General features: G+C 35.4%; 22 protein-coding genes and 1 riboswitch. Of the genes, 3 read left to right on the top strand and 19 right to left on the bottom strand.

Annotated elements, in window-relative coordinates:
- Positions 1 to 30: 30 nt before the first annotated feature.
- From LDP15_RS05445 to metG, 15 genes are all read right to left on the bottom strand, one after another.
- A complete protein-coding gene (locus LDP15_RS05445) occupies positions 31 to 441 on the bottom strand; it encodes an EbsA family protein (RefSeq protein WP_003132556.1) in 411 nt (136 codons plus the stop codon).
- Between the two features lie 90 nt (positions 442 to 531).
- Positions 532 to 2700, bottom strand: a complete 2169-nt coding sequence (locus tag LDP15_RS05450) for an LTA synthase family protein (protein ID WP_225513321.1) — start codon at positions 2698 to 2700, stop codon at positions 532 to 534.
- A gap of 241 nt (positions 2701 to 2941) precedes the next feature.
- A complete protein-coding gene (smc, locus tag LDP15_RS05455; protein ID WP_225513322.1) occupies positions 2942 to 6466 on the bottom strand; it encodes a chromosome segregation protein SMC in 3525 nt (1174 codons plus the stop codon).
- A complete protein-coding gene (gene rnc / locus LDP15_RS05460; RefSeq protein WP_010905569.1) occupies positions 6456 to 7151 on the bottom strand; it encodes a ribonuclease III in 696 nt (231 codons plus the stop codon). Before rnc ends, smc begins: the two co-directional genes overlap by 11 nt.
- A gap of 171 nt (positions 7152 to 7322) precedes the next feature.
- Entirely contained in the window at positions 7323 to 8324 is a 1002-nt protein-coding gene (gene argF, locus LDP15_RS05465; protein WP_225513323.1) for an ornithine carbamoyltransferase, read from the bottom strand.
- A gap of 27 nt (positions 8325 to 8351) precedes the next feature.
- Positions 8352 to 9203, bottom strand: coding sequence for an acetylglutamate kinase (gene argB, locus LDP15_RS05470; protein WP_015426118.1), 852 nt, complete (start codon positions 9201 to 9203; stop codon positions 8352 to 8354).
- The gene (locus LDP15_RS05475; protein WP_015426117.1) at positions 9200 to 10333 is read right to left on the bottom strand and encodes an acetylornithine transaminase; all 1134 of its coding nucleotides are present in this window, start codon (positions 10331 to 10333) and stop codon (positions 9200 to 9202) included. Before LDP15_RS05475 ends, argB begins: the two co-directional genes overlap by 4 nt.
- Positions 10334 to 10345: 12 nt before the next feature.
- Positions 10346 to 11536: a bifunctional glutamate N-acetyltransferase/amino-acid acetyltransferase ArgJ gene (gene argJ / locus LDP15_RS05480; RefSeq protein WP_015426116.1), complete on the bottom strand. Its 1191-nt coding sequence runs from the start codon at positions 11534 to 11536 to the stop codon at positions 10346 to 10348.
- Positions 11537 to 11547: 11 nt separating this feature from the next.
- On the bottom strand, positions 11548 to 12570 hold the full coding sequence (gene argC / locus LDP15_RS05485; RefSeq protein ID WP_015426115.1) for an N-acetyl-gamma-glutamyl-phosphate reductase: 1023 nt from the start codon (positions 12568 to 12570) through the stop codon (positions 11548 to 11550).
- A 139-nt stretch (positions 12571 to 12709) separates the two neighbouring features.
- Positions 12710 to 13342 (bottom strand): NAD(P)-dependent oxidoreductase, encoded by a 633-nt coding sequence (locus tag LDP15_RS05490; protein ID WP_015426114.1) that lies wholly within the window; start codon positions 13340 to 13342, stop codon positions 12710 to 12712.
- A gap of 103 nt (positions 13343 to 13445) precedes the next feature.
- Positions 13446 to 13955, bottom strand: coding sequence for a QueT transporter family protein (locus LDP15_RS05495; RefSeq protein ID WP_042230196.1), 510 nt, complete (start codon positions 13953 to 13955; stop codon positions 13446 to 13448).
- Positions 13953 to 14058, bottom strand: a riboswitch (PreQ1 riboswitch). (Overlaps the previous gene by 3 nt.)
- Before the next feature lie 300 nt (positions 14059 to 14358).
- Positions 14359 to 15090 (bottom strand): 3-oxoacyl-ACP reductase, encoded by a 732-nt coding sequence (locus tag LDP15_RS05500; RefSeq protein ID WP_015426112.1) that lies wholly within the window; start codon positions 15088 to 15090, stop codon positions 14359 to 14361.
- 16 nt (positions 15091 to 15106) lie between these two features.
- Positions 15107 to 15346, bottom strand: a complete 240-nt coding sequence (locus LDP15_RS05505; protein WP_015426110.1) for a DUF2829 domain-containing protein — start codon at positions 15344 to 15346, stop codon at positions 15107 to 15109.
- A 246-nt stretch (positions 15347 to 15592) separates the two neighbouring features.
- Positions 15593 to 15727, bottom strand: coding sequence for a hypothetical protein (locus LDP15_RS05510; protein WP_023188850.1), 135 nt, complete (start codon positions 15725 to 15727; stop codon positions 15593 to 15595).
- A gap of 136 nt (positions 15728 to 15863) precedes the next feature.
- Positions 15864 to 17864, bottom strand: coding sequence for a methionine--tRNA ligase (metG, locus tag LDP15_RS05515; RefSeq protein ID WP_015426108.1), 2001 nt, complete (start codon positions 17862 to 17864; stop codon positions 15864 to 15866).
- A gap of 181 nt (positions 17865 to 18045) precedes the next feature.
- Between metG and LDP15_RS05520 the strand changes: the two genes are divergently transcribed.
- From LDP15_RS05520 to LDP15_RS05530, 3 genes are all read left to right on the top strand, one after another.
- Complete coding sequence (locus LDP15_RS05520; protein WP_225513324.1) at positions 18046 to 18903, top strand: exodeoxyribonuclease III; 858 nt, start codon at positions 18046 to 18048, stop codon at positions 18901 to 18903.
- Positions 18904 to 18985: 82 nt separating this feature from the next.
- Complete coding sequence (locus tag LDP15_RS05525) at positions 18986 to 19549, top strand: GNAT family N-acetyltransferase (RefSeq protein WP_015426106.1); 564 nt, start codon at positions 18986 to 18988, stop codon at positions 19547 to 19549.
- A 94-nt stretch (positions 19550 to 19643) separates the two neighbouring features.
- Positions 19644 to 20387 (top strand): DeoR/GlpR family DNA-binding transcription regulator, encoded by a 744-nt coding sequence (locus LDP15_RS05530; protein WP_015426105.1) that lies wholly within the window; start codon positions 19644 to 19646, stop codon positions 20385 to 20387.
- Between the two features lie 168 nt (positions 20388 to 20555).
- On the opposite strand, the gene LDP15_RS05535 is transcribed toward LDP15_RS05530, so the two are convergent.
- From LDP15_RS05535 to LDP15_RS05550, 4 genes are all read right to left on the bottom strand, one after another.
- A complete protein-coding gene (locus tag LDP15_RS05535; RefSeq protein WP_003132532.1) occupies positions 20556 to 20906 on the bottom strand; it encodes an arsenate reductase family protein in 351 nt (116 codons plus the stop codon).
- A gap of 75 nt (positions 20907 to 20981) precedes the next feature.
- Complete coding sequence (locus tag LDP15_RS05540) at positions 20982 to 21236, bottom strand: metal-sensitive transcriptional regulator (protein WP_011835555.1); 255 nt, start codon at positions 21234 to 21236, stop codon at positions 20982 to 20984.
- Positions 21237 to 21262: 26 nt separating this feature from the next.
- Positions 21263 to 22906 (bottom strand): FAD-dependent oxidoreductase, encoded by a 1644-nt coding sequence (locus LDP15_RS05545; RefSeq protein WP_136122545.1) that lies wholly within the window; start codon positions 22904 to 22906, stop codon positions 21263 to 21265.
- Positions 22903 to 23211, bottom strand: a complete 309-nt coding sequence (locus LDP15_RS05550; protein ID WP_015426102.1) for a rhodanese-like domain-containing protein — start codon at positions 23209 to 23211, stop codon at positions 22903 to 22905. Before LDP15_RS05550 ends, LDP15_RS05545 begins: the two co-directional genes overlap by 4 nt.
- Positions 23212 to 23213 lie beyond the last annotated feature (2 nt).

Below are 23213 nucleotides of genomic sequence, written 5' to 3' on the forward strand. Positions count from 1 at the left end.
CAAAAGACGACAAAACTGCCGTCTTTTTTATTAGGCTTTTAAATCACTGACTTTATCAGAATGTTCTATCGTATCATGCAAAGTTGCTAAAGCTTCTTTAGACTTTCCAAAAGTGAAGAATTGATAACGTTTGCCAGCATAAGAAAATCCAAAACCAAATTTAGTTGTTTTTACGGCTGTGATATATTTCAATTCAATTGTTTTCATTCGCACTCGGGGGAAAGTTGTAAAGTGAAGCTCGTCATCAGCTATGAAGAAACGGTGTGGCCAAATCAAAGTGATAAAGATAATATATGAAACAATCGCCAAAATAGTCAAAAACCAGTTGCCTTCTTTATTAAATTCATAAAAAAGTGTTCGCTCAAAGCTTAAAATGATGATGCCCCAGAGCAAAACTAATCGATGATTAAGTGACACTGGCAGAAAATATCCTGTTTTCATTGGTTCCTCTCTTAATATAAAGTGCTGACCAGCCTCAAAATTAGATTAACTCATTTTGAAGCTTTCTGTCAGTAACTTATCTTATTTTTATTAATCTTTCACCTTTGGTGAATCTTGTCCTTTTTCAACTTCTGGAATTTCAACCGAATAATCTGGTAAAGTTGATTTTCCTTGATTTTGACTAAGTAAACTATTTGATCTAGCTGCTAAATCTTCATTTTCTTTCTTCAATTTCTTCTCGGTTGCCTTGACCGTATAGTTGTAATCTTTAGGGTCAACAGCTTTAAAGCCTTCTGGCGTATAGAACCTGAGGAGATTTTGATTATTTAATTTATCAGATGCTTTCAAGAGTTCCGAAACTTTTTGTTTGGTTTCTTTAACATATTGTTCTTGCTGAGCATTAAGTTTTTCAATCTGCAAGCCAGTTTGAGTATCATAATAGCTTCCATTCAAACTTGGTTGAGTAATGGTTGGAGTAACAAATCCACCATTTCTTAGAGCAACAAAATCTTGACGACCAGAAGCAAACATGTCTTGACCAAACTGTACATATTTTTTCGTATCAATCCCAAGTAAATGCTCAAGCGTTGGCATAACATCAAGTTGACCAACATAAGTATTGATAATATGACCATTTGTTTGTCCAGGAATATCTACCATGAATGGTGTTCTTTGTAACATTGTACTATCGTAACTATTGAAAGTATCAGCATTATAGCCAACATAAGGCGCAAATGCCTTATTATCACTACCAGAAATTCCGTAGTGGTCACCATATAACACAATAATTGATTTATCGTATAAGCCAGATTTTTTCAAATAATCATAAAATTGTTGAACTGCTTGGTCTAAGTAATGAGCCGTTTCAAAGTAACCGTCAACTAATTTATTCCCTGAATCAACAGTTGCAAAGTTCGGATCTTTGTCTTCATCATCCATTGTATATGTTAAGTGATTTGTAACCGTCAAATACTTAACATAGAAAGGTTGTTGCATTTGTTCAAGCAATAGTACAGAATCACGGAAAAGTAATTTATCTTTAATTCCCCAAGGACTCATATTTGATGCGGAATTATCAAAGAAACTTTGGTCAAAGAAGTTTTGATAACCCATTTGTTTGTATGTATTCAATCGATTATAGAAAGCACCAACGTTCCCATGAACCACAGCTGAACTATAACCATCGGTTTGATTCAAGATAGCTGGCATTGCTTGGAAAGTTTGGGTTGAACCATATTTGGCAAAAAGTGAGCCAGCTGGTAAACCAAATGTTGATGTTTCCAGTAGATTTTCGGCATCAGAAGTTTTTCCTTGTCCAACCTGATTGAAGAAATTACTGAATGAATAAGTCGAATTTGAATGATAGATTGAATTTAGGAAAGGCGTAACAACGTGTTCTTTTCCATCTGTTCCTTTAATTTTCAAATCAATCAATGCTTGTTGGAAAGATTCCAAGTGAATCTCAATAACATTGCGGTTTTTAGCAATTCCATACATTTTCAAGTTCGGTGCTAAATAACGATTTGAAGCAATGTATTTTTGAATTTCTTGCAAGCTTTCTTTGCTGGCATCTTTCCGTTGCGTATTTGCTAAATTCGTATAATAACCGTCTGTTAACATCCATGGGCCTAAGCCAAGATATCGAACAATATAGGTTTTATCTGATTGGGCCTTGCGCAAAATCAATTGGTGTTTATTAAAATCTCCAAACCAGAAATTCAAACCGAACAAAGCCAAGCCCATTGAAAGATAAGTAAATGCTCTTTTCGCACCAACTGGTCGTTGGTCGAATTTCATTTTTTTAGCAATCAATAAAACAATAATGACTACAAGGTCAATCCAATAAACCCAGTCCATCAAATGAACAGGCACCGAGCCAAAATCAAAACCATGTTGGAACATTCCGGCCCCACCAGTCATCGTATCAATCGTGATGAAATCGGTGAATTCTCGATAATAGAGAATATTAAGATAGAGCAAAAAGTTTGCAGCTATCGTTAAGACCAGTGTCGCTAAATAGAAAAGCGAAGTTCTTCTAATAAAGAGTAAAACAGCAAAACAAATAGCTGTAAAACCAATTGGGTTAATAATCATCAGCAATAATTCTGCTGGACCAACTCCGCGAAGATTAAAAACTCCGAAGTAGGCAATCATCGATTTTACCCATACAAAAAATACAATAAAACTAAGCAAACCAACACGTGTGTTGAAAGCAGATAGTAATTTTTTCAATTTATTATCCCCAGAAAATATACTCATTCTTCCTTAATTTAAAGAAAAACTGCAGTCAATTCATTAATATAAAACTTATTAATGAATACGAAAAACGCCAATTTCATTATTTTTTTAATTAATGAAATTTTTTAAATCCATGTTTTTGTTGCTTAAATTATACGACTTTCCTTATTTTTAGGCAAATCATATACCAAGCCATAAATTAGGCAGTCCTTCAAAAATCAATTTATAGTGTAGCATTAATAGATTAAAACTATCTTAAATTTCAATTAATAGCCGAATCAAGTTTAACTGAAATCATCTTAGAAACCCCAGCATCAGCCATTGTAACACCATACATTGAACCTGCTGCCGCCATAGTTCCACGACGGTGTGTTACAACAATAAATTGATTACTATTATCAAAGTGATTCATGTAATCACCAAAACGCTTAACATTGGCTTCATCAAGTGCCGCTTCAACCTCATCAAGAACCACGAAAGGTACTGTTCGTACTCTTAAGATTGCAAAAATTAAAGCTAAAGCTGTCAGCGCTTTTTCTCCACCACTCATCAAATTTAAACTTGATAATTTTTTACCTGGCGGTTGTACTTTAATTTCAACCCCAGCTTCTAAAAGGTTGTCGCTTGTTAATTCCAAATCAGCAAGCCCACCAACAAACATTTGAGCAAAGGTCGTTTTGAAACTTTCACGAATCGCATCAAAACTTGTTTTAAACCGAATTTTAACTTCATCATTCATGTCATCGATTGTACTCAATAGAAGGTTTTTAGCTTCTAATAAATCATCTTTTTGACTTGAAAGGAAAGTAAAGCGTTCATTGACTTCATCAAATTGAGCAATGGCATCCAAGTTAATTGGTCCTAATGCCTTGATTTGACGTTCTAGATTTTTGAGTTTTTGCTCAGCCTCCGCTAAATCATCCACTATTTTTGCAGTGGCTTGCGCCTCTTCAAAACTGATTTGATGTTCACTATTTAACGTTTCTTGAAGTGTCATCAATTGTCCTTCGATTTGTTCCAATTGCATTTCATAACGCGTTTTTTTCGTGTTAAGTTCTTGTGTTTGCTGAATAAAATCTTGATTGTGCTGTTCTAAATCTTCCATTTGAGCTGCTAAATCTTCACGTTCAAATTTTAAACTAACCATTCGGACATTAATTTGACTCAAGCGTTCTTCTACTTCTGTCAGTTGTTTTGAGAAATTATTTCTTTCTGTTTCATCAAATTGGACAGGGTTTAAAAGTGCTGTCAGTTGATTTTTTTCTTCTGTCAAGGCTGACAAGTCTGTCAGTAAACGTTTTTCATCTGCTTTGGTGAATTTCAATTCACTGACCACTTCTGATTGACGAAGTTGAGCCTGATTTAAAGCACTTGTTTTCTCTGATTGCAAGGCTTTATGCGCTTGACTATTCGTTTTAACTTCTTCAAGTTGCTTTTCAATTTCAGCTTTTCGTTCTATAATTTTTGCAAGAACTTCTACATTATGTTCATTTTCTTTAGTTAATTCAAGCAAATTACCTGTTGCTTCTTGATTTGCTGACAGATTAGTTAATTGTTCTAGCGCAACTTTTTGTTCTGTTAATTGTTCAATTTTCAAATTCAAAGATTGTTCAACAAAACGTTTTTCTTCCCCTTGAGTTTTCAAAAGTTCAATTTCTTTTAGCAATTCTTGACGAGCACTTTGGGCTTTTTGAACTTCTTTTTCTGAAATTCTTAACTGCTCTTCTGATAACTTAATTTGTTTTTCTAAATTACTTATTTCAACAGAAGTAAAAGTTGTTGAGTTACGTTTCCCAGCTCCTCCTGCATAAGAACCACCAGGGTTAATCTGTGTTCCGTCAAGCGTAACAATCCGAACATTATAATTCATTGCTCGAGCGATAGCAGTTGCATTTTCTCCAGAATCAACAATCACCGTTGTTCCTAAAAGTGAGCTCATCGCCTTATGCAAACGACTTTCAAAGCTTACAAGATTGATTGCTAAATCAACAAATCCTGTCATATTTTGAATACGATTTAAACCATTAAAGTCCCGTCCTTTAATCGTTGTCAACGGTAGAAAAGTCGCCCGTCCTAATCTTTTTTCACGTAGAAAAGCAATTGCTCTTTTAGCCGCATTTTCGTCTTCTGTGACTACATTTTGGCTCCCGCCACCTAGAGCAATATCAATGGCTGTTGTATATTTAGGGTCGAAGGTCAATAAATCAGAAACAACCCCAATCACGCCACCAATTTGCGAAGCATTTTGCATCACGGCACGGACACCAGCAAATAAATTACTATGACTCTCACGGATGTTTTGCAAGGAAGTCAAACGGGCCTTATGTTGGTTAAGTTCTTGCAGATAATCATACATTTTATTTTGGGCTAAACGTTCTAATTTTGCCTGTTTTTTCTCTGCTTGATTTCCTTCTTCAAATTTCGCTAAAAGGGTCTCGATTTCTTTTTTAACAGTATTTAAATTTTCCTGAGCTTCAGATAAATCTTGACTGATTTTTTCAAATTTAGTCAAATTTTCTCTAACAGACTCATCCTGTTCAGATTGTCTACGGCTCAAATCTGTAATTTCAGCTTTATTTCTAACGATTTCATTTGAGATTCGGGCTTCTTCTTCAACTAATTGAACAAATTCATCACGTAACCGTTCCATGACCACTTCTGGTGATTCAGATAAGGTCGCTAAATCTGCTGACAGCTCTGTCAGTAATTTATCTAAGTCATTTTTTTCTGTCAGTAAAAGTTCTGATTTATTTTGAACTTCTGCCAAATTTTGTTGAGTGATTTCTAAACGACTTTTTAAGTTTTCTAAACGTTCTTCGCGTTCCGCAGCTGATTTTTCTGATGAATCTTTTTGAACATCAAATAATTCAATTTTTCTTGTTAAATCTGATTTTAGATTAGAAAAATTAAGTTGGTCAGCTTGCAATTTTTCTTGCTCGGCTTCTACTTTTTGGCGTTCTGTACGTAATTGAATGACTTGCTCATCGTAAACTTTTTTACGAGTTGATAAACTCGCTAATTCCTGTGCCACTTGCGCCAAATCAAGTTCTGTTTGATCATATTTGGCTTTTTTAGATTCCAACTGACCAACCAGTACAGAAAGTGACAAGTCTGAACGTTCTGCTTCTAGTTCTTGAAAACGGAGTGCAGTATCTCTTTGCGATTGTAAGGGCACGAGCTGACTATTTAATTCAAAAATGATATCTTCTAAACGGTCAAGATTATCTTGGGTTGAATTTAATTTTGATTCAGTTTCATTTCGTCGATTTTTGTATTTTAAAACACCTGCTGCTTCTTCAAAAATGGCACGTCTTTCTTCCGGTTTAGAATTAAAAACAGATTCAATTCGTCCTTGGGAAATAATCGATAAAGAGTCACGACCAAGCCCAGTATCTGTAAATAAATCATGAATATCACGCAAACGACATTTACGACCATTCATCAAAAATTCGGAATCGCCATTTCGATATAAACGTCTGGTAATAACAACTTCTTCATTCTCATCTTGTCCTTGCAGGTAATGATCAGAGTTGTCAAAATGAGCAATAACCTCAGCATAATTAAGAGCACGTCTTTTTTCAGTTCCAGCAAAAATAACATCGGGCATTTTCCCACCACGAAGTGCTTTAGCCGATTGCTCGCCCAAAACCCAGCGCAATGCTTCAACAATATTTGATTTCCCAGAACCATTTGGACCGACAACTGCGGTTATCCCTTTATCAAATTCAACTTTAGTCTTATCGGCAAAAGATTTGAAGCCGACAATTTCCATTTTTTTAAGATACATGGTTTTGCCCTTTTATTGCATTTTCTGCTGCTTTTTGTTCTGCAACTTTTTTAGATTTTCCAAGCCCTCGCCCGAGTTCTTTACCATTGTTAAAAACCGCGGCCACAAAAGAACGGTCATGAGCTGGCCCTTCTTCTTTCAGAATCTTGTAGCTAATCGTTGTTTCTCCACCAATTTGTAACACTTCTTGAAGTTCTGTTTTATAGTCAATCACTTTAACATAGTCATCATTTTTAACGTGAGGAATAACTACATGTTGGATAAATTTACGAACTTCATCCATTCCTTGGTCAATAAAAAGCGCACCTAAAAAAGCCTCAAAAAGGTTCTCTAGTGTTGTTTCGCGGTCACGACCACCCATTTTTTCTTCACCATGACCTAATCGCAAGAACTCACCAAAACCGCATGAGCGTGAAAAATTAGCAAGTGATTCTGTCCGAACAATGCTTGAGCGCATTTTGGAAAGTTCTCCCTCTAATTTCTCAGGATAAGTCCGATAAAGATAATCAGAAATAACCAAAGATAGGGCAACGTCTCCCAAAAATTCCAAACGTTCATTGTTTGCAATCTTTGGGAGCCGTTCTTCATTTGTAAATGAAGAGTGTGTAAAAGCTGTTTTTAATAAATCTTCATCATTGAAGACTAATCCGTAATCATTTTTTAATTTTTTTTGAAGCTTGAGCATAAAAATCTCCTTCACTTAAAACTTCTCTTAATTTTTAGTTTTATCCCTTATTATACCAAAAAAAATGTTTTTTGTATGCCTTTCCCTGTGGAATGGGACTTTTGCGCCATAAAAAAGAGAAAAAACATTAAATCTGGGCTATTCCCCCTTAATTAACGTTTTTTCTCTCTTTTATATTTTAGGAATAAATAAATTCCCTAAAGTAGCCGCCATGACTGCTTTTATAGTATGCATTCGATTTTCAGATTGTTCAAAAACGACCGAATTCTTTGAATTAAAAACTTCATCAGTAACCTCTAATTCATTAAGGTTATAATTTTCCTTAATTTCTTTCATCACTTCCGTGTTTAAATCATGAAAACTGGGTAAACAATGCATAAAAATAAAGTTTTTATTAATAATTTTTTCAACAACTTTTTGATTGATTTGATAGGACTTCAATAATTTAATTCGCTTGGCTGTTTGAGCTTCCTCACCCATACTGACCCAAACATCAGTATAAACAATATCAGCATTTTCAAGGCCATTTAAATCTGTTCGGATACTTATTTTACTGCGACTTTTCATGGCATATTTACGTGCCAGTTTTTGTATTTCTAAAGCGGGTTGCAAGGACTCGGGCGAAATAATTGTGATATTTACGCCTAAAATTGCTCCAGTCACTAATAGAGAATTTGCCACATTATTTCGTCCATCACCAACATAAGCGAGGGTTAAATCTTGTAAATGGCCAAAATGCTCCTTGATTGTCATAAAATCTGCCAGCATCTGTGTCGGATGCCAATCATCAGTCAATCCATTCCAAACGGGTCTACCTGAATCCTTGGCGAGAATTTCCACATCACTTTGCTTAAACCCACGAAACTCAATGCCATCAAACATTGAACCCAAAACTTTCGCCGTATCTGAAATAGATTCTTTTTTGCCCAACTGAATATCATTTGGCCCTAAAAATTCAGGATGTGCTCCCAAATCTACAGTGGCCGTTGTAAAAGCTGCTCTTGTTCTTGTAGAGGTTTTTTCAAAAATAAGGGCAATATTTTTATCTAATAAATATTTATGTTGAATATGTTCTTTTTTTAACTTTTTAAGATGAATTGCAAAATCAATCAGATATAACAATTCATCTTTACTAAAATCTATTTCTTTTAAAAAACTTCTTCCTTGAAACATTCTCTCTCCTCTTATTTGCTTAAATTATCAATGATTTATCATTGTCCCTTGCCCTTTGTCAGTAAATAATTCCAATAACAAGGCATGCGGAACACGGCCATCTAATAAAACAGCCTGACCCAATCCTTCAAACATGGCATATTTAATGGCTTCAATCTTTGGAATCATTCCGTCAGTAATTTTTTTCTCTTTGACTAACTTTTCTAGATTGGTCAGATTGATTTCATCAATAAATGACTCCTCGTCAGGAAAATTGCCATATAATCCACGAACATCGCTTAATAAAATAAATTGTTCAGCACTCAATGCACCGGCAATTCGACTGGCTGCGGTATCAGCATTGACATTATAAATTTCACCATCAAGACCAATGCCGGCCGAAGCAATGACGGGAACAGCATCCGTTTGATTGATACGCTCAATGATTTCCGGATGAATCGCTGTAATTTCTCCAACATAGCCTAAATCTTCAGAAATAGGTTTGGCTTCTATCAATTTACCATCAATTCCTGAAACGCCAATCGCATTGCCACCTAAACGAATGATATCTTGAACCAAACTTTTATTTACTTTTCCAGCTAAAGCTGTCAGTGCCAAGTGAGCTGTTTTCTTATCTGTCACGCGCAAACCTTGAACAAATTGGCTTTTTTGCTCATATTTTTCAAGTAATTCTCCAATCGCAGGTCCACCGCCATGAACCAAAACTACTTTAATTCCCACCGTTTTAAGTAATAAAATATCTTTTAGAATACTTTCTTTCACTTTTTCATCAATCATCGCATTGCCACCATATTTAATGACAACCGTTTGGTCACGATATTTCAGAAAATATTTGAGACTTTCGGTCAAAGTCTGAGCTGTGTTTTGTGAATCTCTCATAAAATTTTCTCCAATAGCTCTGCTCCTTTTTGCAGTTCTTCTTTCGTCATGACAAGCGGTGGGAGTAAGCGAATGACATCATGACCAGCTGACAAGGCTAAGAGACCATTTTCACGCAGTAAAGCAAGAACTTCTGGAACTTTTTTCTCGTCAGTTAATTGAATTCCAATCATCAATCCCAAACCTCTGATGGACTTAACCGTCGCTTTTACTGACAGCTTTTCGGTCAGTAATTTTAAGAAAAAATTGCCTTTGTCAGTCACTTTTTCTAAAAAGTCACTGTCAATTTCCTTTAAAACTTCATTAGCCGAAGCCATAGCTAAAGGATTCCCACCAAATGTTGAGCCATGCTTTCCTGCTGAAAAATAACTGGCATATTTATTCTTAGCGAGCATCGCACCTGTAGGAATCCCATTTGCCAATGCTTTTGCCAAAGTAAAAATATCCGGCTCAAAATCAAAATGTTCAAAAGCAAATAATTTTCCAGTTCGACCAATTCCAGTTTGTACTTCATCAATAATCAGTAAAATTCCTTTTTGCTGACAAGTTTTTAGAGCTTCAATAAAATCTGGAGAAATTGGTAAAACGCCTCCCTCACCCTGAATAATTTCAAAAATAATCGCGCCAATTTTTTCTTTTTCAAGAATTTGCTCAAGTGCTACCACATCATTAAAAGGACTAGCCACAAAATTTGGTAATAAAGGCGAAAATCCTGCTTGGATTTTTTCTTGCATGGTTGCACTCATAGCGCCAAAAGTACGACCATGAAAGCCATCTGTAAACGCCAAAATTTTCTGATCTTTTTTGATGAGATGAGTTAATTTTAAAGCTGCTTCATTAGCTTCAGTCCCAGAATTACAAAAAAAAGCTTTATAAGAATGATTTTGACTTAACTTTTCAGCCACATCTTCTTGCAAAGGATTTTGATAAAGATTTGAAAGATGAGACAGGCTGTCTAATTGAGCTTTCACCGCCACTTTTCCCTTTTCAAAACTATATCCTAAATTCATGACCCCAATCCCACTTGTGAAATCTAAATACTTATTTCCCCTGTCATCAAATAAATATTGATTTTCTCCTTTGATTAAGCTAAACGGTAGGCGACCATAATTTTCAAATAAATTTGTCATTTTTTCTCCTTCTTAACTTGTATATAAAGCATTAATTTCAACATATTTATAAGTCAAATCACAGCCCCAAGCCTGACCCAAGCCACTTCCAGCATTCAAGTCTGCAATAATTTCAATTTTATCTTCTTTTAATTTCTCAGAAAGAAAAGCTGCATCAAAGTCAACTGGTGTTGAATGATAAAGCACAAGTTCATCTTGGAGTTTTAATTCAATATCAGAAACTTCAAAATTAGCCACCTGACCAATTGACGAAATAATCCGCCCCCAGTTAGGGTCTGCACCAAAAATTGCCGTTTTAACTAAACTTGAACCCACAATTTTTTTGGCAATAAATCGCGCTGCTAAATCATTTGGCGCTCCTTTGACGGTCACTTCAATCAGTTTAGTTGCACCTTCGCCATCTGCGGCGATTTGTTTGGCTAAGGACTGACAAACCTTTGCTAGCATTTCTTTAAACAAAAGATAGTCTGAACTTCCTTCTAAAATTTCATTATTTTTGGCTTGGCCATTTGCCATCAACAAAACAGTATCGTTCGTTGAAGTGTCTCCATCCACTGTAATCTGATTAAATGTCGTTTCAATAATTTCTGATAATGTTTTTTGTAGTAAAGCTTGAGCAATTTTTGCATCCGTCGTAATAAAAGCAAGCATGGTTGCCATATTTGGATGAATCATCCCCGATCCCTTACAAACCCCGGCCATATTCACGATTTGACCCCCAATTTCAGCTTCAAAGTTAATTGTTTTAGTTTGGGTATCTGTTGTTAAAATGGCTTTGGCAAAATATGCTGCTGTCCCTTCATTTTTGGATAACTTTGAAATCCCTGTGGCAATTTTTTCCATCGGAAGCTGTACTCCAATGACCCCTGTTGAGCAAACCGCCACTTCCTCAGCTTTGAGTTCAAATTTTTCAGCAAGCAATTTTTGTGTTTTTAAAGCATTTGCATAACCCTGCTCGCCTGTTACTGCATTGGCAACCGCCGAATTACAAATAATGGCCCGTGCTTGTCCTTTTTTGACAATTTGACGGTCAATCAATACTGGCGCTGCACAAACTTTATTGGTTGTAAAAACGCCAGCAATCGCAGCTGGAACTTGACTTAGTATTAACCCTAAATCTAAGTTTTTATATTTTAATTGTGCATGAACAGCATCTGCCAAAAATCCCTTTGGACTTGCAATTGTCCCTTTTATTTCTTTCATTTCTTCCTCTTCTAAAGACTTGGCATAAATTTCAAGCCTAAACTTTCATCGTAGCCAAATAACTGATTAAAATTTTGTACTGCTTGTCCGGCAGCACCTTTCATAAGATTGTCAATCACCGAAACAACTGACAAAACATTTGTCACTGGATTATAAGCTAATCCAATATCGCAAAAATTGGTCCCAATCACATCTGAGAGTTGGGGCATTTGTCGTCGAATTCTGACAAAGTTTTTTGTCGCATAGACCTGTTCATAAGCATTTTTTATCGTTTCAAAATCAAAATCAGCTGCAACTTTTGCATAGCTACTAACAAAAATCCCTCGACTCACAGGAATTAAAGAAGTTGAAAATTGCAAGGCTTGAAAATTTGAATTCCAAATCTTCAATTTTTGAGCAATTTCTGGAATATGTTGATGACTATTGATTTTATACATGGACATATTATCGACAACATTCACAAAATGGCTCGCGTCAGACAGACCTTTTCCGGCTCCAGAAAGTCCTGACTTGGCATCCACAATGATTGAGTCTAAATCAATCATATTATTTTTAACTAACGGATAAAGTGCAAGTAGTGTGGCTGTTGCATAGCAACCTGGATTCGCGATATAGTTTGCTTTTGCTTGACCAATGTCTGCCAGATTATATTGAGCACTTAATAAATATTCATTTTTCAAATCTGTATTTTTATACCATTTATTGTATATTTTTAAATCAGCTAATCGAAAATCTCCTGATAAATCAATGACAGGAAAATTATTATCAATAAAAGTTAAAGCTAATTTTTGACTAACACCCGCTGAGGTTGCAAAGAAAACCACATCACATTCTGCCATAATTTCTTCTTCATTAAATTCACTGATAGTCAAGTCAGTCAAGCCTTCAAGTTGCGGAAAGCACTCTGATAATTTTTCTCCATAATGACTTGTTGCATATATTTTTGTTACTTCTACTTCTGGATGATAATAGAAAATTCGGAACAGTTCTAAGCCGCTATAACCTCTAATTCCGACAATTGCTACTTTTTTCATATTTACACACTTTCTATGTATTTTTATACACTATACTACTCTATTTTTTATTTGTCAAGAATTTTATGTATTATTATACTTTTTTAAACAAAAAAAGAGAAAGAAATTAATTTCTTTCTCTTTGATAATTCATTAATTTTTAGTTTTCATAAATTCCGATATGCTCATGTTGATGGCTACCATCCTCAATCATATTAAGCACAGCCTCGGCATAATCAGCATATGAAATTCGACTTTTATCCGCTTTATTATGTTCTAAAACATCGCCGGTAATTGTATAATTATTTGTTTGTGCTCCTTCTGGGTCAAAAAATTCTGCAGGAGAGAAGAAGGTCACATTAAGTTTTGAAGCTTCATAAATCAAGCTTGCTTTTGCCATCTCTAAAAGAGTTGGATAGTAAGGTAAATCTGTTGGTGTCACATCAAGCAAGCGTTTTTCGTGACTTTCATCAAGATAGAGAGAGCTTGCTCCCCCAACAACAATTAAACGACTATCTATATTTTCAAGAAGTTTTATCATCACATGGGCTACTTTTGAATAATCTTCCTCATGACCTGCCGGTGCCCGATGCGCTAAAACGATTGCATCGAATCCTGCTAAGTCTTCAGAAGTTAATTCAAAAATATCTTTTTCAAGAATAGTAGTCACTTCAACTTTTAATCGTGCTTTATTTCTAACAATGGCAGTCACTTCATGACCGCGCCCAAATGCTTTTTGAGCGATTAAACTTCCTGCCTTACCAGAAGCAGCAATTACAGCGATTTTTTTCATAAAAAGCTCTCCAATCTCTTATTTATTTTAATTATAACAAATTAAGTAATTCTGACTTCTAAAAATGGTTCAAAAAAAACAGCCTGAGCTGCTTTTCATTTATTTAACGACTCAAATCAACTCTTTTACCTAATTTATCCATGATAAACGCCCCGATAAATAAGCTGGCAAATTCACCTAGAGCTAATGTCCCCCAGGTCAGCAAAAATGGTGTTCCAGCGACAAATTTTAATTCAAGAGCAATGGTGAACATACTTATCGAAAAGAAAATTGCAAAAAAGAAAAATGCTTTATTTAACTGACCATTCCAAAAGTAATCTTTTTTAAAGCGGTCAAACAAAAGGACACCAAGACTTAAGAATACTAAAGTTGACAAACCACCGACAATCACATCTACCCAAGTGAAAGATAAAAAGTTTGAAATCATACAACCAATTGTCACCGCAATAATATATTTTTTATTGAAGAAGGCTGTAAAATTCAACATTTCTGACACTCGAAATTGAATAGGTCCGTAAGAAATTGCGCTCAAACCCGGTGTCATCGTTAGAATAACATACAGGGCCGCAACAATTGCGATTGTAACAATATCATAAGTTTTTGATTTTTTCAAAAGGTTCTCCTTTGGCGACAAAATTCGCCTATAATATGCTTGAGCAAAGGGATGAAGGCTCAAGGGTTAACTCACTATTGAGCAACGTTTTTATTTTAGCAGATTTTTTGCGAAATGAAAAGGATTGACAAATATTTGCTTTCATCTAATTATTATTTGGGCATTATTTTCACTAACGAAGGAATCATTCTTTGTACTCGATAGAAATTCTAGCAGGAGCATCAAAATATCCTGCCAACAAAAAGGCAAAAAACTACTGACAGAAATTTTTTCACAGAAAACAAGCAATTGAACAACTTGTCAGTAAAAATCAACAAGTCTGTCAGTACTTTTGTAGTTAATACAGACTTTCCCACAATAAATAAAAGACTTACCAACATGCTGGTAAGTCTTTTAATATCTTTTATTTGATTGTCCAGCCACCATCAATCGGGACAATTGCTCCTGACATATAAGAGGCTTGTGGACTTGCTAAAAAGAGGGTCAAATCAGCCACTTCGCGAGGACTAGCCCATCGTTTAGCTGGTGTCTCATCAGCTACCCATTGGGCCATCAGACCATTATTTTCAGTGAAATCAGCCGCATTCATCGGTGTATTGATGGCACCTGGAGCGATGGCTGCTACTTGAATCCCGTGTTGCGCTTCATCCAAAGCTAACTGTTTTGTCAACCCAACAATGGCATGTTTACTGGCCGTATAAGCGACGCCACCTCCACCGGCAACCAAGCCAGCAACCGAAGCCATATTAATAATGACTCCTGATTTTTGAGCTTTCATTTTTGGCAAGAATGCTGAAATCATCAAATACATTGAATTGAGATTCGTTGATAAAATTCGTTGCCATTCTGCAAAGTCAGTTTCTTCCAAAGTTTTATAAGCATCCAAAACGCCCGCTGTATTGAGTAAAACATCAATACTTCCCACTTCGTCAGCCAATTTTTCAACTGCTTTTTCATCGGAAACATCAAGAATTTTTACTGACAGGTTTTTTGAATTAATGACAGATTCGTCAGTAAATTCTTGTAAGTCCACAGCAACAACCTCTGCGCCTTCGGCTAAAAATACTTTTGTTTGAGCTAAGCCAATCCCACTGGCAGCACCTGTAATGAGCACTTTTTTCCCAGAAAATTTCATTTTGTAGCCTATCACTCTATTCAACCAAGGCCCAATCATCGGCCAAAACGTCGCAAGGCGTTGGGGCCCACATTGAAAAACCTTCACCCTCTCCTGAGACATTAATCAAGAAATAAGGGGTAACTTCCAACTTTTCACCAGATTCTAAAACAATCGAATCATAGAGTTTAACATAATTTTCGGCACCAGACCAGCCTTGTGTTCTGACTACTTTTTTCGCAGCTTTAAGTAAAGCTAATGCTTCTTCAAAAGTCATTTTTTCCTCCATATTGTTTAAAACATACTGAATTTATTATAACAAAGTTCGAGAGGTTTTTGATAAATGAAAACCAGTTTTAACTATCCGATAGATTCAACTAATAAATAGTCCTCAAAAATTATACTCTATTTGTTCCCTTTAAAATTTTGTGCTATAATAAGTTCAACAAAGTGCAACACGCGAAAAAAAACGGTCTGCTCTAACAGGCCGCGTGTTCAAACTTGGTTATGGTGGGACTAATCGCTAATTGCGATTAGTTTTTTTAATTTCAAGCCAGAGCCTGACTAGATTAATTACGAAGTTCAAAACTTCGATAATCATCCCAAGTACCGCTAGCATGAAATCCTCTCCATAACCAAGGAAACACTTTGTCTTCATAGGCACCTTCTCCATCTAGAATTTGTCAGGGCGCATGAAACCAAGTGAACACTAAGAGCTTTCTCTCCTGATATACTATACGTAAAAAAACGTGAAAGATAACAAATCTTTCACATTTTTTATTGTCTAATTAATTTTACCCAATCAATGAACCAGCAGGAACATCATCATCAACGGTCAAGACACGCAATTTTCCATCAAATTCGGCTGACAAAATCATTCCTTGTGAAACGTATTTTTTCATCATTTTACGTGGTTTCAAATTGGCTACGATTTGTAATTTTTTACCTACTAATTCTTGTTCATTTGGATAGAATTGTGCAATTCCTGACAAGATTTGACGTGGTTCAGAATCACCAGCATCCAATTTAAATCTCAACAATTTATCAGAACCTTCAACAGGTTCTACTTCAAGCACTTCGGCAACCTTTAGTTCAATTTTTTCAAAATCATCAAATTTAATTTGTGGTAAAGTTAAATTCAATTCAACTTCTTCAGGGACCCATTCATCTGCCACCTCAGCGGAGTCCGCTGAGCCACCAGCCATTTGTAATTTAATATAAGCAACCTCTTCTTCCACATCAAGACGTGGGAAAATAGGTTGACCTTTTGCTACTACAGGATGAGTAAATGAATAGCCAAAAGAAAGATTTTCAAGTGAAAATGATCTTTCATCCATTCCCAATTGCTCAAAGATTTTACCTGATGTTGCACGCATAAAGGGTTGTAAAAGTGCACCTGCAATCCGTAAATTTTCTGCCAAATGATACAAAACATTATTCAATTTTGCTTTGTCATCTTCTGATTTTGCAAGGACCCAAGGTGCTGTTTCATCAATATATTTATTTGTTCTTGAAATCAATGTCCAAACATCAGCCAAAGCTACGTTGAATTCAAATTTATCCATTGCTTTATGGAAATGACTGATTGATTCTTCAACCACTTCTTCCAAACTTGCATCAAATTCAGTCGAAACTCCAGTTGCTTCGATTTTTCCGTCATTATATTTGTTAATCATTGAAACAGTACGATTCAACAAATTCCCCAAATCATTGGCCAAATCAAAATTAATACGTCCAACAAAGTCTTCTGGAGTGAAAATTCCATCTTGTCCAAAAGAAATCGCACGCATCAAATAATAACGAACCGCATCAAGGCCATAACGTTCAATCAACATCTCAGGATAAACAACATTTCCTTTTGATTTAGACATTTTTCCGTCTTTCATCAAGAGCCATCCATGTCCGAAAATCTTTTTAGGAGCAGGTAAACCTAGAGCATGAAGCATAATTGGCCAGTAAATCGTATGGAAACGAACAATTTCTTTACCAACCATATTAATTCCAGGCCAGTATTTTTTAAAATTACTGTCATTGTCAGAATTATAGCCGAGCGCTGTAATATAGTTCAATAAAGCATCAAACCACACGTAGACCACATGCTTAGGATTAGAAGGGACAGGAATTCCCCAAGTAAAACTTGTCCGTGTCAAAGCCAAATCTTCTAGACCTGGCTTGATGAAATTATTGACCATTTCATTTTTACGAACCTCAGGTTGAATAAAATCTGGATGTTCATCATAATATTGTAAAAGCCAGTCAGCATATTTTCCCATGCGGAAGAAATAAGTTTCTTCTTCAACCCATTCCACTTCATGACCAGAAGGTGCAATGCCACCAGTAATATTTCCAGATTCATCTCGGAAAATTTCTTCAAGTTGTGTTTCAGTGAAAAACTCTTCATCAGAAACAGAATACCAACCCGCATATTTTCCCAAATAAATATCATCTTGTTCCAATAACTGTTCAAAAGCCTTCGCTACGGCTTCCTCATGATAAGTGTCTGTAGTACGGATAAATTTATCATAAGAAATATCCAATTTTTTCCATAATTCTTGAACATCAGCCGCCATTGGGTCCAAGTATTCTTTAGGAGTCATTCCCAATTCTTCGGCTTTTCGTTGAATTTTCATTCCGTGTTCATCAAGCCCTGTTAAATAAAAAGTATCAAAGCCCATCAAACGTTTGTAACGAGCAAGCACGTCACAAGCAATAGTTGTGTAAGAACTACCAAGATGCAACTTACCTGATGGATAATAAATTGGGGTTGTAATGTAAAAAGTTTTGTTTTCTGTCATATTTTCCTCTTTCCGAGCAAATGAGGCTCGATATTTGAGAAGATTCTCATCTAAATATTATACCAAAAAACCTCTAAAATCGCATTGTCTGATTAAGTTTGTTATAATTATCATAGAAAAGTTAAGAATTCCTTTAAGTCACAGCTCTTTGGAAATTCTTTTAAAAAATAAAGGAACGATTATGAACTATAAATTTATCTCATGGAATATTGACTCACTTAATGCTGCATTAACTGGAACCTCAGAACGTGCTGCCCTTTCTCTTGCTGTTGTTAAAAATCTCGCTCAAGCACAACCAGACGTTTTAGCCATTCAAGAAACCAAACTTCCTTCTACTGGACCTAAAAAAGCTCATTTGGAAGTTTTGGAAAATCTGTTTAAAGGTTATAAAATCGTCTGGCGTTCATCAGTAGAACCTGCTCGAAAAGGATATTCTGGAACAATGATTCTTTATAAAGAAACTCTACCAGAACCAGTCATCACTTTTCCTGAAATTGATGCTCCTGAACCTATGGATGCCGAAGGTCGAATCATCACCCTTGAATTTCCTGACTTCTTTGTCACTACGGTTTATACACCAAATGCGCAAGAAGGCCTGACACGACTTGATTTACGTGGAATTTGGGATGATAACTATCGTGACTATCTCACAAGCCTTGATGCTCAAAAACCTGTCTTTGCTTGTGGAGATTTCAATGCGGCCTATACAGAAATTGACTTAGCCAATCCCCATGGTAATCACAACTCAGCTGGATTTACAGACCAAGAACGTGAAAAATTTGGTCAACTTTTAGAGTCTGGATTCACTGATACATTTCGTCAACTCCATGGTCAGGTTGAGAAATTTTATGAAGAAGGACGTAGTATTTATACTTGGTTTGCCCAACGTGCCAAAACTTCAAAACTAAATAATTCAGGTTGGAGAATTGACTACTGGCTGGTTTCCAATCGTCTTGCCCAAGCAGTTAAAGTTTCTGAACCCCTTGATTCTGGTGAACGTTTAGACCACGTCCCCATTCTCTTAGAATTTGAACTCTAAAATAAAAGAACCTTAAAGGTTCTTTTTTATTGTCAATAAAACAAATAGAGACTATAATTGAGTAAAAATAGTTGAGGAGAACATGTTTATGGTTAATATAAATTTAGTTTTAGCAGAGCATCAGACCTTAGAAACTGAACGCTTGATTCTTAGAAAATTACAACTTGAGGATGCCCCAGAAATGTTTAACTATGCTTCTAATCCTGAAGTTGCTCGTTTTACTAGCTTTGAACCACATGATTCTATAGAAACAACTAAAGCCACAATTGCCAAGTTTTTTCTGCCGAACAGCCTCTATCATTGGGGGATTGTTGAAAAAACTTCTGGTCAGCTCATTGGTGAAATTTTTCTTAATCCTATCAATGAAAAAACAGTCGAACTGGGTTGGATTTTAAATCAAGACCATTGGGGAAAAGGACTTATGCCAGAAGCTGCTGAATGTCTTTTGGCGCTTTCTTTCGATAAATTAGAAGTTAAAGTTATTCAAGCTAAACATTTTACAGAAAATGCAAAGTCTGGTCGGGTCATGGAGAAGTTAGGAATGAAAAACTTAGGAAAGGTTTATTCTTACTTTCCTAAGTTTGAAAATCCTCTTCTTACAGACTATTGGGCAATTACTAGAGATGAGTATGACTTACTTCATTGACTTACGAACGAAAGGTTTTCTAATAAAAAGGTTTATTTTTTTAGATTTTTGTGGTAGTCTTAAAATATAAAAAAAGATGACGAAAGGCTACTAAATGTCCCGTTCTGACGAAATCATTCGCATTGTGAGTGATTATAAAAAAATTGAAGTCAATCAACTTTCACAACTCCTTAATGTTTCAAACGTTACGATTCGAAAAGACCTTGATAAACTTGAAGAGAAAGGAATTATTAATCGCCAGCACGGTTTTGCTTTGATTAATAATACAGATGATATCAATTTCCGTTTAGCTAAAAACTATGATTTAAAGCGAAAAATTGCTGTCAAAGCTGCTGAAAATATTCTTGATGGGGATACAGTAATGATTGAATCTGGTTCTACTTGCGCTTTGCTTGCTGAAGAGTTAGCCTTTAATCGAAAAAATATCACTATCATCACTAACTCTGTTTTTATTGCCAATTATATTCGTAAATCCGACTCGGTAAAGGTAATTTTATTAGGAGGAGAATATCAAAATAATTCACAGGTCAACGTTGGACCTCTGATAAAAAAGGTGGTTGATGAATTTTACGTTGATAAATTATTTATCGGTATTGATGGTTTTGACCCCGTCCGCGGTTTTAGAAGTAATGATCTCGCTCGTAGTGAAGCCATTCATGTCATGGCTGCTGCGGCTAAAGAGGTTGTCATTTTAACTGATGCTTCTAAATTCAACCAAAATGGAACAGTCACCTGTTTTTCATTCCCTGAAATTTCCCAAGTTTTTACTGACAAGTCAATCAACGCAGAAAGTCAAAAAATTCTCGATTTGAAAAAAATAAAGGTTACTACTATCTAATTGAAAATGGACGATGTCCATTTTTTTATTGACAGATTTTCTAAAATATGATATATTTTCTTCATAAGAAAGAATTATACTTTCGTTTGAAAGTTTTGCTTTTTTTTTGGAATCTCCAAAGATTTAAATATTATTACATAAAAAAATGAGTCTAACCAACTCATTTTTTTATATTTTTTCATAAGATGATTCTTTAAAACCAATCTGTTGAACTTGACCATTTTTTACTAGTAATGGACGTTTGATAAGCATTCCATTTGACGAAAGAAGTTCTGCCATTTCTTTTTCAGATAATGTTGCTAGCTTATCTTTAAGATTTAAGTCGCGATAAACTAAACCACTTGTATTGAAAAACTTTTTGATGGGAAAATCTGCTTCTTTAAACCATTTCTCAAAGTTTTTTTGACTCGGTGGGGTTTCCTTCAAATCAATCGCTTGATAATCTATTCCAAGTTCATCTAACTTTGCTTTAGCTTTTCTACAAGTTGAACACTTTGGATACCAATAAAAATCGTACATCTTATCCTCCTTATACTTTAATTTTATTATAGCATATTAAAAAGGGATTTTTTGGTCCAATTTTCTATGAAAAATCTATTTTTTAATGATTAATTTTATAGCTTGTTCGAGTTTTTCTTCCTTGTCAGTCACTTCTTTGTCCAGTAAAAGTTCTTTGAGATTCTCAGCTACGATTAGACCAATCAGGCTATCTAAGCTAGAGCGAACAGCGGTTAATTGAGTCACAACATCAATACATTCCTCTCCAGATTCCATCATCTTAAGTATTCCTGTGAGTTGTCCTGTCGCTCGTTTCAAGCGATTTTCCATTTTTTTGTCATATTTTTTCATCACTCATCCTTTTCTTGTTTCGCTCCCTAATCAAGTAATTCTTTGGTAACTTTGCTGTATAATCCAAAGGCACCATCTAAATTTTTCACTTTGTAGCCCTCTTGTTTTAGAATACGTTCTGCATTGTAAGAGCGAAGTCCTGACTGGCAGCTAACAATATATTCAGTCTTTTTATCCAGTTCATTTAGCCGCTCACGTAAGTCATCAAGCGGAATATTTTGAGAATTTTTAAATTTCCCTTTTGCCAATTCATTTGTATTTCTCACATCAAGTAAGACTTTCCCTTTTGCTAATTCAGCTGCAAGTTCATGCCACTGAATATTTTCTGATTGCCCTAAGAGAAGGTTTGTTGCGGCATAGCCAGCCATATTTACTGGGTCCTTGGCTGAACCAAAAGGAGGAGCATAGGTCAATTCCAATTCTGGTAAATCAAAAACGGTTAGTTTTGCTTTGATAGCCGTAGATAAAATATCAATTCTTTTATCTACTCCTTCTTTACCAATTGCTTGCGCACCAAATATTTGTCCACTTTCTGGTTCAAAAATTAATTTCAAAACAATAGAAGTTGCATCTGGATAATATCCCGCATGATTATTTGCTGTGACATGAACAATTTTATGATTAATCTTTAAGCCTCTAAGCTGAAACTCAGAAAGGCCTGTACTTGCCACTTGCAAATCAAAAACACGGACAATGGCCGTTCCAAGTGAACCGCGATTTTTAACTGGTAATCCACTAATGATATCAGCTACCTGACGCCCTTGACGATTAGCTGGAGAAGCCAATGAAATTAAAGCATCCTGCCCTAATTGATTTTTGACAACAATGGCATCGCCTACTGCGTAAATATCCTTAACCGATGTTTCATAATGTTCGTCAACAAGAATTGCATTTCTTAGTCCTAATTTGATGCCCGCACTTTTAGCTAGACTCGTTTCTGGCTGAATTCCCACAGAAAGAATCGTTAAATCCGATTGCAGACTTTCACCATTATCTAGCAAAATTTCATCATTTTTAAATTCGACAGCTCCTCTATTTGTCATTACTGAAAGATTATTTTTAATTAATTCTTCATTGACAAAAGCTGCCATTTCGCGATCAATGGTTGGTAAAACATGTGGTGCTTTTTCGACGATTGTGACACTTAACCCTCGTTTAGCAAGATTTTCAGCCATTTCTAAGCCGATAAAACCAGCACCAATAATTGTTGCACTTTTAGGAGCTTTGGCTTTCAAATAGGTCATTATTTTATCCACATCAGGAATATTTCGTAAGCTAAAAACATTTGTCGCTTGGTTCAAACCTTTGATTTGTGGAATTAAGGGTTTAGCCCCTGGTGAAAGAATCAATTTATCATAGCTTTCAACATAGCTTTCGCCGTTTGAAACTACAGTCACTTTCTTTCCTTCACTATCAATCGCAATAACTTCAGAATTTTCGCGCACCTCTAAGTTAAAACGGTTTTTTAGAGCTTTAGCAGATTGAACAATTAACTTTTCTCGCTCTGCAATTTCTCCCCCCACATAGTAAGGTAAGCCACAATTGGCAAACGAAACGTAAGGGCCTTTTTCAAAAACGATGATTTCTGCATTTTCGTTAAGACGTCGCAAACGGGTTGCAGCTGACATTCCACCCGCAACTCCGCCAACAATTAATATTTTTTCTGTCATTTTTTAATTTTTCCTCTCCAAGCTCGCATTCCTCCATTTACGTTTGTCACATCATAATTAGCTTTGTTTAATATTTTGTAGGCTTTTTTTGACCGCATTCCCGACTGACAAATTAATAAATACTTTTTGTTTTTGGCTAGAACATGTTCTCTCAATTTACTTAAAGGGATATTTCGAGCACCTCTTATATGTCCATTTTGAAATTCATGAGCTTCTCTTACATCAATTAATTGTGTTCCTTTTTTTAATTCAGTACTTACTTCTGCTGGACTGATACTTTTTATTTTCTTAAAAAATTCAAACATTG

Origin of the sequence: Lactococcus sp. SK2-659 (genome assembly GCF_020218185.2) — a bacterium.
Lineage (GTDB): Bacteria > Bacillota > Bacilli > Lactobacillales > Streptococcaceae > Lactococcus > Lactococcus lactis.

What these genes read in the sequence shown, in the direction of transcription:
- LDP15_RS05535 (WP_003132532.1), bottom strand. Translation starts at nt 20,906, where the DNA reads ATGTACGATTTTTATTGGTATCCAAAGTGTTCAACTTGTAGAAAAGCT.
- LDP15_RS05445 (WP_003132556.1), bottom strand. Translation starts at nt 441, where the DNA reads ATGAAAACAGGATATTTTCTGCCAGTGTCACTTAATCATCGATTAGTT.
- LDP15_RS05520 (WP_225513324.1), top strand. Translation starts at nt 18,046, where the DNA reads ATGAACTATAAATTTATCTCATGGAATATTGACTCACTTAATGCTGCA.
- LDP15_RS05490 (WP_015426114.1), bottom strand. Translation starts at nt 13,342, where the DNA reads ATGAAAAAAATCGCTGTAATTGCTGCTTCTGGTAAGGCAGGAAGTTTA.
- LDP15_RS05545 (WP_136122545.1), bottom strand. Translation starts at nt 22,906, where the DNA reads ATGACAGAAAAAATATTAATTGTTGGCGGAGTTGCGGGTGGAATGTCA.
- LDP15_RS05530 (WP_015426105.1), top strand. Translation starts at nt 19,644, where the DNA reads ATGTCCCGTTCTGACGAAATCATTCGCATTGTGAGTGATTATAAAAAA.
- LDP15_RS05450 (WP_225513321.1), bottom strand. Translation starts at nt 2,700, where the DNA reads ATGAGTATATTTTCTGGGGATAATAAATTGAAAAAATTACTATCTGCT.
- LDP15_RS05550 (WP_015426102.1), bottom strand. Translation starts at nt 23,211, where the DNA reads ATGTTTGAATTTTTTAAGAAAATAAAAAGTATCAGTCCAGCAGAAGTA.
- argC (WP_015426115.1), bottom strand. Translation starts at nt 12,570, where the DNA reads ATGAAAAAAGTAGCAATTGTCGGAATTAGAGGTTATAGCGGCTTAGAA.
- LDP15_RS05500 (WP_015426112.1), bottom strand. Translation starts at nt 15,090, where the DNA reads ATGAAATTTTCTGGGAAAAAAGTGCTCATTACAGGTGCTGCCAGTGGG.
- LDP15_RS05505 (WP_015426110.1), bottom strand. Translation starts at nt 15,346, where the DNA reads ATGACTTTTGAAGAAGCATTAGCTTTACTTAAAGCTGCGAAAAAAGTA.
- LDP15_RS05510 (WP_023188850.1), bottom strand. Translation starts at nt 15,727, where the DNA reads ATGAAGACAAAGTGTTTCCTTGGTTATGGAGAGGATTTCATGCTAGCG.
- smc (WP_225513322.1), bottom strand. Translation starts at nt 6,466, where the DNA reads ATGTATCTTAAAAAAATGGAAATTGTCGGCTTCAAATCTTTTGCCGAT.
- LDP15_RS05475 (WP_015426117.1), bottom strand. Translation starts at nt 10,333, where the DNA reads ATGACAAATTTATTTGAAAATTATGGTCGCCTACCGTTTAGCTTAATC.
- argJ (WP_015426116.1), bottom strand. Translation starts at nt 11,536, where the DNA reads ATGAAAGAAATAAAAGGGACAATTGCAAGTCCAAAGGGATTTTTGGCA.
- argF (WP_225513323.1), bottom strand. Translation starts at nt 8,324, where the DNA reads ATGTTTCAAGGAAGAAGTTTTTTAAAAGAAATAGATTTTAGTAAAGAT.
- argB (WP_015426118.1), bottom strand. Translation starts at nt 9,203, where the DNA reads ATGAGAGATTCACAAAACACAGCTCAGACTTTGACCGAAAGTCTCAAA.
- LDP15_RS05525 (WP_015426106.1), top strand. Translation starts at nt 18,986, where the DNA reads ATGTTTATGGTTAATATAAATTTAGTTTTAGCAGAGCATCAGACCTTA.
- metG (WP_015426108.1), bottom strand. Translation starts at nt 17,864, where the DNA reads ATGACAGAAAACAAAACTTTTTACATTACAACCCCAATTTATTATCCA.
- rnc (WP_010905569.1), bottom strand. Translation starts at nt 7,151, where the DNA reads ATGCTCAAGCTTCAAAAAAAATTAAAAAATGATTACGGATTAGTCTTC.
- LDP15_RS05540 (WP_011835555.1), bottom strand. Translation starts at nt 21,236, where the DNA reads ATGAAAAAATATGACAAAAAAATGGAAAATCGCTTGAAACGAGCGACA.